10 protein-coding genes are annotated in these 12,472 nt (G+C 41.4%); 8 read left to right on the top strand and 2 right to left on the bottom strand.

Features of this window, described 5'->3' with window-relative positions; translation table 11 throughout:
- Positions 1-367 precede the first annotated feature (367 nt).
- From ABTV71_RS00680 to ABTV71_RS00670, 3 genes are read left to right on the top strand one after another with little or no spacing between them, the layout of a single operon-like run.
- Positions 368-700, top strand: a complete 333-nt coding sequence (locus tag ABTV71_RS00680; RefSeq protein WP_433901910.1) for a hypothetical protein — start codon at positions 368-370, stop codon at positions 698-700.
- Positions 701-703: 3 nt separating this feature from the next.
- Positions 704-979: a hypothetical protein gene (locus tag ABTV71_RS00675; RefSeq protein ID WP_121127082.1), complete on the top strand. Its 276-nt coding sequence runs from the start codon at positions 704-706 to the stop codon at positions 977-979.
- Between the two features lie 11 nt (positions 980-990).
- Positions 991-2,805, top strand: coding sequence for a PepSY-associated TM helix domain-containing protein (locus ABTV71_RS00670; RefSeq protein WP_433901909.1), 1,815 nt, complete (start codon positions 991-993; stop codon positions 2,803-2,805).
- Between the two features lie 238 nt (positions 2,806-3,043).
- On the opposite strand, the gene ABTV71_RS00665 is transcribed toward ABTV71_RS00670, so the two are convergent.
- Positions 3,044-4,324, bottom strand: coding sequence for a replication-associated recombination protein A (locus ABTV71_RS00665; protein WP_433901908.1), 1,281 nt, complete (start codon positions 4,322-4,324; stop codon positions 3,044-3,046).
- 390 nt (positions 4,325-4,714) lie between these two features.
- On the opposite strand from ABTV71_RS00665, the gene ABTV71_RS00660 reads away from it, so the two are divergent.
- The 4 genes from ABTV71_RS00660 to ABTV71_RS00645 all read left to right on the top strand — a co-directional run bounded on the left by ABTV71_RS00660 (position 4,715) and on the right by ABTV71_RS00645 (position 10,878).
- Entirely contained in the window at positions 4,715-5,812 is a 1,098-nt protein-coding gene (locus tag ABTV71_RS00660) for a tetratricopeptide repeat protein (RefSeq protein WP_433901907.1), read from the top strand.
- A 202-nt stretch (positions 5,813-6,014) separates the two neighbouring features.
- The gene (locus ABTV71_RS00655; RefSeq protein WP_121127150.1) at positions 6,015-8,135 is read left to right on the top strand and encodes a carboxy terminal-processing peptidase; all 2,121 of its coding nucleotides are present in this window, start codon (positions 6,015-6,017) and stop codon (positions 8,133-8,135) included.
- A gap of 270 nt (positions 8,136-8,405) precedes the next feature.
- Entirely contained in the window at positions 8,406-9,791 is a 1,386-nt protein-coding gene (locus ABTV71_RS00650) for a nucleotide sugar dehydrogenase (protein WP_433901906.1), read from the top strand.
- 256 nt (positions 9,792-10,047) lie between these two features.
- On the top strand, positions 10,048-10,878 hold the full coding sequence (locus tag ABTV71_RS00645) for a universal stress protein (RefSeq protein ID WP_433901905.1): 831 nt from the start codon (positions 10,048-10,050) through the stop codon (positions 10,876-10,878).
- Between the two features lie 116 nt (positions 10,879-10,994).
- On the opposite strand, the gene ABTV71_RS00640 is transcribed toward ABTV71_RS00645, so the two are convergent.
- Complete coding sequence (locus ABTV71_RS00640) at positions 10,995-11,402, bottom strand: DoxX family protein (RefSeq protein WP_433901904.1); 408 nt, start codon at positions 11,400-11,402, stop codon at positions 10,995-10,997.
- Positions 11,403-11,640: 238 nt separating this feature from the next.
- Here ABTV71_RS00640 and ABTV71_RS00635 point away from each other — a divergent pair, with 238 nt between their 5' ends.
- Positions 11,641-12,471, top strand: a complete 831-nt coding sequence (locus ABTV71_RS00635) for a universal stress protein (protein WP_121127075.1) — start codon at positions 11,641-11,643, stop codon at positions 12,469-12,471.
- Position 12,472: the final 1 nt, after the last annotated feature.

Below are 12,472 nucleotides of genomic sequence, written 5' to 3'. Positions count from 1 at the left end.
TACGTTTTTCAAAGCGGGACAAATATAGTTTTATTTAGATTAATTACAAATAATAATTTAACATTTTATAACATTTCGCCTCTACAGCTCGCTGGACCAAGTCTGCTGAACAACTCAAGTAATAGGCCTGGTAATGATGATGTTCATAGTTTATTCGATGCATAGCAAAGTTTTCCAAGCGGCGTTCGAGGTTCTTTTGTGCAGGAATTAGTTTTGAATGCCGGGGCAAAAAGGGCATCGTGGAATAAAATCAAGCAAAATGGGAAGGCATGCTTGCAAAAAAAGATATTATTAATATCTTTGCATTGTTTAAAATCAATCTAAATAAATATAAAGGTTTATTTTAGATCTAACAATTATCTAACACATGTATACTATATTACTCCTGCTCATTTTTGCTGGTAGTTTTTTCTGGTATAGTTCATCAGAAAAAGTGAAGATCAAGCATGCGCCAGCGCTCATACTCCCCCTGGTGAGTGATAAGATCCGCGCGAAGATACTGGCTATCGTTCTGCTCGGCCTTTCCTGGGTACTGACCATGTATTTACAAGGGCTTCTTTCGGGAACACTTGCCTTCGGCGCTTATGTGATGGGATTTTTTAGCATGATCGTACTCCTATGGCCTTACCGCTATTTCCAGTGGAAACAAATTACTGTTGTTTTTATAATCGCTCTCTTTTTTGAAACAATCATCTTCTAAACCATGCCAGCGAATAAAAAATATTTAAGCCATCCTTTTCAGCGGTTCCTCAAATTAACCGCGGGATTCTTCGGTGGTTATTTTGTGATGCTCTATCTGCACCTTTGCCTGACCAAAATGTTTGATAAAACGGATATATTGATCACGACTTATGTGACGGGTTTTATAGTCTGGGCAATCTTATTACTTGTCGCCTTTCTTTCAAAAAACGGCTGGCTAATCTGGGGTATCTATCTGCTTCTGATTGCTCTGTTCTATGGTATCTTCCTTTACCTATAATCTCCTGACCTATGAATCTAAGACGTTATAATATCTATTTCAATACGCATACCATCTCCGGGATAATCATCTGTGCGATCTTGTATGTGATCTTTTTTGCGGGATCTTTTTCGTTTTTCAAAAATGAGATCAACGCCTGGCAAAAAAATGAGTCGGACAAAGGGGGAACCTACCGAAATCTGGTTTTTGACCACCTCCTGGATTCTATTGGCCAAATCAAAGAACTGAAAGGAAGGGATATCGCATTTTATATGCAGCATAATGGTCACGCAAGCTATGTAAATATCGGAGCCTCACAGGATACAATCGTTGCAAATAAAGCAAAAGCGATCGCTGCGCAAAAAGAATTGGCCGAAAAGAAACGGCTCGCAGCGACTAATAAAGGCACAGCGGTAAAAGACGCAAATGCCAAAGATGAAAAAAAGAAAAAACGGGGCCGTGGCCGACGTGGAGCTGAGGATTCCATGTATTTTACCTATGACCTGGCAACAAAAAAACCGTCGGACTATAGTGATGGTTACACCATGGGTGAATTTTTGTACCGGCTCCATTTCCTTGCTCCGCTCAACCAGATCGGGATCAATATCGGAAGACCTTTTGGCTATACCCTGGCGGGCCTGGTTTCTTTTATCTTTCTATTTGCCCTGATATCTGGTCTAATGCTCCACTGGGACAAAATCAAATCGAACTTTTTTGTATTCAGACCGGGAAACAAGTGGAAAACCGTCTGGACCGATATGCATACAGCACTTGGCGTGATCGGATTCCCGTACCAATTTATGTATGCCCTGACAGGTATTGTTCTTATTGTGAATTCGGTCCTTATTATCCCCTTTAGCAAATATCTCTACGATGGCAAGGAGGATGAAGTATATGCCGCGCTTGGCTATAACGATAATACTAAATACACCTATCTTTACGAGCCGCTCTCCACAACCTTTAAGATGGGGGATTTTTTGGATAAACTGGAAAGCAAATGGCCCAATAGCCATATGAACCGCATCTTTATCAAAAATTACGGCGACAAAAGCATGCATGTGGTCGCTTTGTACGATGCTGATATCGACAAAAATTTTGCCGGTTCGGGCAGGATCGTCTATCGGGTAGCGGACAATAAAATACTTTTCGAAAAATCTGCAGCCGAAAATGGTACCTACCTGGATTATGTCAAAGGATTTATTTATCGTCTGCACCTTGCTGATTTTGGTGGGTATCCGATCAAAATCATCTACTTTGTCCTGGGTATTATGGGCTGTTTTGTGATTATTTCAGGTATTTTGATCTGGTTGGTCGCACGTGATAAAAATAATATCCCGAAACACAAGCGTATCTTCAACTTTTGGGCTGCCAATGTATTTATGGCTGCTTGCCTAACCATGTTTCCGGTCACGGCAGCATCCTTTATCGCGGTTAAACTGGCGTCAAAAGTGGATCAGTCCTTTATATTCCATGTTTATTTTTACAGCTGGCTGGCCTTGGGTGTTTTTTACATTATCCGTCGAAATATCGGAAAAACCAATCAAGAGACTCTACTACTAGGCTCAGTGTTGTCATTAGCGGTACCGATTGTCAATGGCATAAAAACCGGAAGTTGGATCTGGGTAACTTATCGTTCGGGAGCAAACGACATTTTATTAGTGGACTTACTCTGGCTCTCACTGGGAATCATCGGATTGTTGATCTTCAAAAAAATGCTTCAAGCGGCAAAAAAAGAAGGTGGCAACGTAAAACAAGCGACTTCCAATGGACCGAATAATGACATAAAAAAAAATTTGCCACCCAAAAGAGCTTTTGCCTTAAAAAGCAATCCATCGACAGAAGTATAAATTTTCGTTGTTCATATTTGCAATGGGCGGCCTGAAAAGTCCGCTCTTGCTTTTATTAGCCATGCCATCTCAGATAGCAGAATATCCGATAATAAACGAGTAGCTTTTCGCTAGGTTTTAGTATTAAAAATAAATATAGCGCGCCATAATTTACCGTTGTTCATAAAAAAAGACCATTGGCCAATAGGCTTACAACCCATAATCTAAATACTCAATACTAACCACTAAAATCTTAATACTAATACTTATATTTCTCTTTCCACTTGTCGCGTAGACTCTGGCGGATCTTCTCTTCCTGTGGATTTTGTCCGGGTTCATATAATTTTACGCCACTGACTTCCTTGGGCAGAAATTCCTGTACCACAAAATTTCCGGGATAGGCATGCGCATATTTATATTCAGCACCATAATTAAGGTCTTTCATCAGCTTGGTGGGTGCATTCCGAATGTGCAGGGGCACAGACAAATCGCCGGTTTGCTTCACTAGGGCCTGGGCCTTATTGATCGCTTCATAGGAGGCATTGCTCTTAACTGAAGTGGCCAGGTAAATAACGGTTTGCGACAGAATAATACGCGATTCAGGCCAGCCGATTACATTCACTGCCTGAAAACAATTATTGGCCAACAAGAGCGCATTGGGATTGGAGTTGCCAATATCCTCGGATGCTAAAATCAGTAATCTACGGGCGATAAATGAAGGGTCTTCTCCCCCCTCGATCATGCGCGCCAGCCAGTACACGGCAGCGTTTGGGTCGGATCCACGAATAGACTTAATAAAAGCCGAAATAATATCGTAATGTTGTTCGCCCGCCTTATCGTATATCGCCATGTTCTGCTGCACTTGCCGCAGGACAAAAGCATTCGTAATCGGTTCCTTATGGAGAACCGCGGCATTGACCACAAGCTCGAGCACATTCAATAGTTTACGGGCGTCACCGCCGGACAAGCGCAATAGCGCCTCATATTCCTCGACAATAATTTCATGCTTTTGGAGATATTCGTCCTCATGCAATGCCTTCTGCACAAGACCAATAAGATCCTCTTCCGACAAATGCTCGAGCACATAAACCTGACAACGGGAAAGCAATGCTGATATCACCTCAAATGAGGGGTTTTCGGTGGTGGCGCCGATCAGTGTAACCAAGCCCCTTTCGACAGCGCCCAGTAAGGAATCCTGCTGGGATTTGGAAAAACGGTGAATCTCATCAATAAACAGAATGGGCTGATCCTGATTGAAATTCATCAGCCGCTCGGCTTTGTCAATGACCTCACGGATATCTTTTACACCTGCCTGTATGGCACTCAACGAAAAGAAGGGGCGGTCCAGCTCTTTCGCAATCAACAGCGCCAGACTTGTTTTTCCAACCCCCGGTGGACCCCATAGGATCATCGAAGGAATATTTTTTTGTTGAATCGCATGATACAGGACTGCATCAGGGCCGACAATGTGCTGCTGTCCCACATAATCATTCAATTGATGTGGACGCAGTCTTTCTGCAAGCGGGATACGTGTTGCCATAACGCAAATTTAAAAATTAAACCTTAAAATAACTAAATATTTTAGCCTAGACTAATGATGTATACCCGGGCAGCGGACTTGTAACTAAAAAAGAAAATAGCCGGTACGTCGCAAGCTTGTACCACCAAAATGGCAATACTCGGCACGAACTACTCCATGCGCAAAAGACACTTTAACATTTTTTCACACAATTTTTCTTCATATTTGCTCTAATATAAGTTCTTTGCGGCTAAGCAGAGAGCGATAAAGTTTGCTCTATTGTATTTAGAATGCTAGTGGAAGCAGAACTGAGCTTGCGAGCTTATTGAAGATAAAACGACAAATTGCTTTTAGTATGCAATTTATCTAAGTTTGTAATACACGTTTATGACGACGTAATCATTTATAAGGATGACAAAATACTGGACCCGACTGCTTACTGCCCTGATCCTGACCCTTGGAATGAGCGGTAAGGTGGCGGCACAGCAAGCTCCAAAGGATTATACAGGGGCGATAAAAAAATATGACACTTCATTTAGGGGTGTAGGCCCAGAGGTATATTTCCTACCTCCTCCAAAGACTGAAAACGAAATTATTAAAGATAATTATAGTGATAAAAAGGGCTTTAGCAAGGAAATTGCCAGACAGCTGCTCTTCCAGCGCCTGTTACTGCAATTGAAAAGCACCAATAACATGGGGCATTTTCAATACCTGATAAACCCCGTTCCTGTCGATGCCACAGCATGGAATAATATCATCGAGAACCAAAAGAAATCCGAAAACTGGATTGCGGGTTACGCCCTGGCAAATGAGGCCGCGCTATTTGCCATTAAAAATAACGACAGCAGCAATGCCTCAAAATTCCTTTATGATGCTCTGTTATTGGCCAACCGTACCGACAATAAAGATGACATTGCTACAATCAATCTGAATCTGAGTAATTTTCAATTGTACCATGGGGACTTTGCCAAAGCGGAAGAAAGTGCCCAAAAATACCATAGCCATGCAACGGTCAGCAAAAGCTATCTCGAACAGGCCAATGCATGGTTATTAATTGCCATGGCACGTGCAGGGCAAGGAAACTTTAAAGCCGCTGAAAACAACATTATCCGAAGTGCCATCCCCCTATTCAATAAATCAAAAGCCTATGAAGGCAAAATATTCGCTTGGGAAATGCTTGCGGAGATTTACTTTAAACAAAATAAATACACACAGGCACAGTGGTTTTTGCTGCAGGCCCGCGATCTGGCCAATGCAAAAAAACTGAGCGGCGAACTTGCTGAGATCGAATATTTACTTGCGGCCTCCAAGCAAAAGGACGGTAATTACAAGGTCGCCATCAAAGAATTTATTCAGGCCGCTGAACTGGCCTCCAATGAGAATAACAAACAGCTGTCATTGGCAATATTGGACAAATTGGGCGAAGTATACCTGGCTCTGGAGGATTATCCATCAGCAGACCAGACTTACAAAGCCTATACCCAGCTGAAAAATGAATTGTACAATTAGTCGGCTATGATCAGATCATAGCAACCGTAGGAATAAAAAGTAAGAAATAAATTGTATTTTAAGCTTTTTGTAAATATTAAAGGATAAATCAAATAAATTTTTAGAATCTATGATAATGTGCTATGAATTTCACTAAATTTAGCACACTCATCAATAGGAGCTGAAATTTTTTTATAAAATGATTATTAAAACTGTCGAAAATATGTTTAGGAAACTCATATTTGCACTTTTTGTGGTATCTATTGTTTCTTGTGGTTCTAAACCACGGGTGGCACTTCCAGATGATGGCGGCCTCAAGCCGAGTACCCAGCATCAGATCATCGCGAAAGAAGTGATTGGATTATTGGAAAATGCGAGCTACAAGAAGGTCAAAATGAATGATTCGATATCTGGAATTATCTACGATAATCTGATCAAAGGTTTGGACCAAAGCAAAAATTATTTGCTCCAGTCGGATATCGATGAATTTCAAGCTTACAAGAGTAATCTGGCTCAGGATATGAAAGATGGCGATCTTTCTGCTGCTTTCCATATCTTCAATGTCTACAAAAAAAGATATTTGGAAAGAATGCAATATGCACTTTCTGAAATAGACAAAACACATGACTTCACCAAAGATGAATTCTATCAACCCAACCGGGAAAAATTAGGCTGGTTCAAAACGGATGCCGAGGCGAACGACCAATGGCGTAAACGGGTAAAGTATGACTTATTGAACCTGGAAACAGCGAGTGGAAAATCTACGGACAGTGCCAAAACCAAACAGGTAGAAACATTGAAGAAACGTTATGTGAATTTAATTTCGCAGACAAAAAAATACAATTCCAATGATGCCTTCCAGATTATTATGCAGGCGCTTACGGATGCCGTGGATCCGCATACATCGTATTTCAACCCATCCTATGCACAGGCTTTCAATGAAGGCATGGCAAATACTTTTGAAGGCATTGGTGCAAGACTGATGATTGACAACGAGGCGGTGAGCATCAACGAAATCATTCCCGGCGGCCCGATCTTTAAGGATAAAACCATTCAGGTGAATGACAAGATCATCGCTGTCGCGCAAGGTAAAGATGGCGAATTTGAAGATATCATCGGCTGGAGGTTGGATGCAGCGGTCGCCAAAATAAAAGGACCTAAGGGAACGATCGTACGCTTGAAGATCATTCCAGCAGGGCAACCGATGAACTCACATCCACGCATAGTTTCCTTGGTCCGCGAGAAAATCGTTGTCGAGGAAGAATCTGCGAAGAAAGAGATTATGAACATCAAAGGTGCTGATGGAAAAATGTATAAAGTCGGGGTGATCAATATCCCTAAATTCTACATGGATTTTGAGGCTTACAGAAGACGTGATCCAAACTATAAAAGTACAACACGGGATGTAAGATTGATCTTAGACAGCCTGAAACAGGCAAAAGTTGATGCTGTACTTATTGATTTACGTTTCAATGGCGGAGGGTCACTTCCGGAAGCCATTGATCTGACAGGATTGTTTATCGACAAAGGACCTGTGGTACAGGTACGAGATACCAAAAATAATATTGACGTCGAAGAAGACAAAAATGCCGGTGTGACCTGGGACGGTCCACTAGGTGTGATGATCAACCGCTTCTCAGCCTCAGCTTCTGAAATCTTCGCCGGTGCGATTCAGGATTATGGCAGAGGGGTCATCCTTGGTTCACAAAGTTATGGTAAGGGAACCGTTCAATCGGCTATAGACATGTCTCGTGTCATTAGTCCGACAAGCCGCCTATTGCTGAAAGCTTCTGGTGAGAAAGATCCTGATACCCCCGAAGGTGCGCCACAATATGGACAGATCAACATTACACTGGGTAAATTCTACCGCGTCAATGGCAGCAGCACGCAACATAAAGGGGTAACACCCGACATTACATTTCCATCCCAATTCTCCGCAGAGAAATTTGGTGAAAGTTCAGAAAAATCTGCGCTTCCGTGGGATCAGATCCAGTCCAGCAACTTCAAAAAAGTCGCTGATATGACCGGTGTGGACAAACAGCTCGAAACCCTGCATGAGGCACGTATCAAAAATTCACTTGAATACAAGTACCTGAAAGAGGATATTGAAGAGGCTCAAAAAGATGAGGACGTGAAAATTTCGCTGGAACTGAATAAATTCAAAAAAGAAAAAGATGACAACCTCAAGAAAAATAGAGACCGCATCAATGCTTTATTGAAATTACAGGGCAAACCAGCATGGGAAGAGGGCAAACCTCAACCGAAAATGGATCTTGACTTTGTAAAAGATGAAAGTGCAAAAGTAATGACGGATTACATCATCAATTTTGCTGGCAAAAAATAAGAAGTGATCAAGGAGAAGTATCCAAAAAAAGAAAAACCTTTCTTCAAGTTAAAAAAAAAGTTAAAAGCTGCAGCTTTTAACTTTTTTTTTATATCTTAAGGTCGTCTTTTGAAAAGCGCTGTTTTACATAAAAATCGCCGGACCTACAACCACAAGACCACACTTGCTTGCAAGATTTAATTTTTTTAGATCAAATTACTCAACATTTAAACACTAAAACTGTTGTGAACACTTTACATTTATTGTTATATTATAATTTAGATAAGCAAAATGAGCAAAACGATCAAGAAAATCTGCTGCATTGGAGCTGGCTATGTGGGAGGCCCGACCATGTCTGTAATTGCCAAACAATGTCCCCATATCGACGTGACAATTGTGGACGTAAATGCCGCCCGCATTAATGCCTGGAATGATAAAAACTTAGAAAACCTTCCTGTGTATGAACCTGGACTAAGTGAAATTGTCGAAGAGGCACGTAACCGAAATTTGTTTTTCTCAACAGATATCGACAGAGCTATTGACGAAGCAGATATGATTTTTATTTCGGTTAATACGCCAACAAAGAACTACGGAAAAGGAAAGGGCCTTGCTGCAGATCTAAAGTACATCGAATTGTGCGCCCGCCAAATCGCTGCAGTGGCCAAAAACAACAAAATAGTTGTTGAGAAATCCACTCTTCCCGTCCGTACAGCAGCAGCTCTAAAAAGTATTCTTGATAACACTGGAAATGGAGTCGATTTTCATATTTTATCAAATCCAGAATTTCTGGCAGAAGGTACTGCTATTACAGATCTGATCAATCCGGACCGAGTCCTAATTGGAGGTGAAAATGAAAACGCCATTGCCGCACTTGTCGATATTTATGCAAACTGGGTAGAACGGAGCAAAATATTAACCACAAACCTATGGTCTTCTGAACTTTCTAAATTAACAGCTAATGCATTTTTAGCGCAACGAGTGTCTTCAATAAATGCCATTTCAGCATTATGTGAAAAGACTGGGGCTAACGTGGATGAAGTAGCTAAAGCGATTGGTATGGACACGCGTATTGGTTCAAAATTTCTTAAAGCATCAGTGGGCTTCGGTGGATCTTGTTTTCAAAAGGACATTCTCAATCTGGTTTATATAGCTAGAAGCTACGGCCTAACTGAAGTAGCCGATTATTGGGACCAGGTAATCCTCATGAACGACTATCAAAAGCATCGCTTCGCAGACCATATTATTCAAACATTGTATAATACGGTTTCTGGTAAAAAAATTGCTTTTTTAGGATGGGCCTTTAAAAAAGATACCAACGACACACGTGAATCTGCCGCTATTTATGTTGCAGACTACCTACTCAACGAGCAGGCCGAAATTACCGTATACGACCCAAAGGTCAGTGCCGAGCGAATTTATGCAGACCTTGACGATTTAAACTCACGTTCATCAGATGAAAATAGACGATTAGTCAAAATCGTTAATACGCCGTATGATGCCTGCGATGACGCCCACGCCATTGCAATACTCACAGAATGGGATGTATTCAAGACCTATGATTGGCAAAAGATAAAGGAAAAAATGAAAAAACCTGCTTTCGTATTCGATGGGCGCAAACTCTTGAATCGTAAAGAATTAGAAGATATCGGATTTAAATATTACGCAATAGGTGAATAATTATTCGTCCTAGTGATTGGAAAAGGGACTTTAAGCCAGATACTCTTTGTTTTGAGCGATAGGCTATGTCCCTTTTTATTCTATATAGTATAACCTTAAATCGCAATTTTGCCTTTTGTTTGTAACTTATCGTAAGATTAGTTGTTATATCAAAAACGGAAGTACAAATAGACGCTAAGGGTAATGACCCTGCAACAACATGTACTGTACCAGCGATTCGGAAGAAACCAAATTTAACAATTAAAAAGACATGAGCATGAAACGTATCCTGCTTTTAACCGACTTCTCAGAAAATGCACTTCTAGCTGCAAAACAGGTAGCCCTTTGTACAACGGCTTGGAAAACTGAACAAGTGATTGTTTACCATACGTACAACAGCGTAACAATTGTAAACAACGAACCTATTGTTGTGGTCAATGACGAAGTAAAAGAGGCCAAAGAGAACGAATTAAATGCCTGGCTGGAACTAATCAAACCACTCTTTCCACCACAAGTGGCCTTATCTCATAGGATGGAAGACGTCGACCTGCCGATAGGAGTGAATGAGGTCTGTAAATCCGAGTTCATCGATCTGGTGGCACTCGGAATCACCGGACAGACTGGATTTGCAAAAATATTGGTGGGCAGCAACGCCATTACCTTAATGGATATCTGCAATAAGCCAATGCTGATTGTCTCCCACAAGGTCGATCCGGCAGTTCCAAAACATGTACTGGCAACCACCGACCTGAAAGAAGTGGACCGGAAATTAAGTCTGTTTAATCTGGATCAGGTCCTTGATGCTTTTTCCGCACAGTTATACGTACTGAATGTTGCGAAGCGGGAGAGTTCGGCCGCAGATCTGGCACAGGAATTAAAACATTTACATGAACGGCTGGACAAGTATAAACCCATCTATGACTACATCAGTCACGACGATATTACGATGGGAATAGCGGAATATGCGAAAGAGAAGCATATTGACCTCATCCTGTCCTTTCATAAGAAACAAGGTTTATTGGCAAGTTTATTTAAAACGAGTATATCCAAAAAGATGGCCTGGAACGGCGCGGCTAACTTATTGGTTATCCCAATGGACAAGTCCTAAATTAAGCACTACCACAAAAGGGGTGGGGAGCATCAAATTAGATGCTCCCCACCCCTTTTGTGTGCATATCAATATCACGAACGACTGGAAGGACGGTAGTTTTCCGCCTAATCCTGCTATTTCTTGTCCACGGAATGTTTTCCGGGTCCGATAAATACAAGTCCGAGAAACACGAAAAACAGTTCGATAGCATGGGATGCACCAGAGATACCGTCACCTTTGGACAGGTGCATCAATCCGGCAACCACCATCGTAAAGGCAAGCAACAGCGCTGAGGGCCTAAAGAATAACCCTAAAAGTAGAAAAAGACCACCAACGGTTTCTGCTGCTGCAGCCATAAAACCCCAAAATGCCGGCATAAAATTAATACCCATATTGCCCATTGCTTTACCGACACCTGCCCAAAGTTCAGGTCCTCCCTGCAGCTTAGGCAAACCATGCATAAACATCATGACGCCTAATCCGATACGAAGAACCAATAAGCCTGTATCTCTATATTTACCCAGTGAATTCCAAATTGCCATAAATAAAAATTATAATTAAAATGTTAATGACTGATAGACTTTCCTAAAATAACCAAAATTTTTCATTGATCGGTGTTCAAATTCTCCTTTTGATACCACAAAATTAAACCAGTATGGTATATCTTCCCTTGATATAGATTAAGAAATTTCACAAAATAAACTGATCTGAACAGAAAAATATTGCATTTATGCTACTAAATATGTAATTTAATGGACATAGACCCGATTATAAAATAAAATGAAGAATCTTCTCTTGTTAACGGATTTCTCTGATAATGCTTATGCTGCCGCCCAATATGCAGCAAAGTTGGCTCCGCTTTGGGGAATAGAAAAGGTTGTGCTTTACCATACCTATGAGGTTGTCCCTACAGTCGGAACAGAGCCTGTCGTTATCAGTAATTCGGATATTCTGGAAGAAAAACAAAAGGATCTCAACGTGTGGCAGGAGGATCTGATGCAACTATTTCCACAGGGGATCGCATGGAAAGTGGTCCTTGAAGAGTATGAGTTAAGCTATGGTGTCAACCGCACCTGCGCCGAAGAAGATATTGATCTTGTGGTGGTGGGAACGGCTGGTAAAAGTGGTTTCAAAAAACTGCTTCTGGGAAGCAATACCTTAAAATTGATCGAAAACTGTCATACCCCGCTATTAGTTGTACCGGCCAAAGCGGAATTTAGGATTCCCAAGAAAATGCTGATCGCAACGAATCTCAAAGAGGTGAAAATCAAGCTGGACCGCTTGCTGGTCAATGCGGCGGAAGTACTCCGCAAAAGCGAAGTGTATGTGGTCCATGTGACCAAAGAAGATCCTGCGAGTAAAGCGCTAAGCACAGAGATTAATATTATGACCGATCTGCTGGCTTCCTACCATCCGATCTACAGCTATATCCTGCAATCGGATATTGCCGTTGGCATTAATCAATACATCAATGAGAATCATATCGATATGATGGTCACTTTCCATCGCGACAAAGGATTACTCAGCCGGATTTTCAACACCAGTATTGCACAAAAAATGGCCTGGAAAAGCCAGGCCGCAATGATGGTTATTCCTGTCCATTCAGGATAGG

The organism is Sphingobacterium puteale (assembly GCF_050986225.1).
Classification (GTDB): Bacteria; Bacteroidota; Bacteroidia; order Sphingobacteriales; family Sphingobacteriaceae; genus Sphingobacterium; species Sphingobacterium puteale.
Note: the sequence above shows the minus strand (reverse complement) of the source record. Positions and strands in the feature narration are given on the sequence as shown.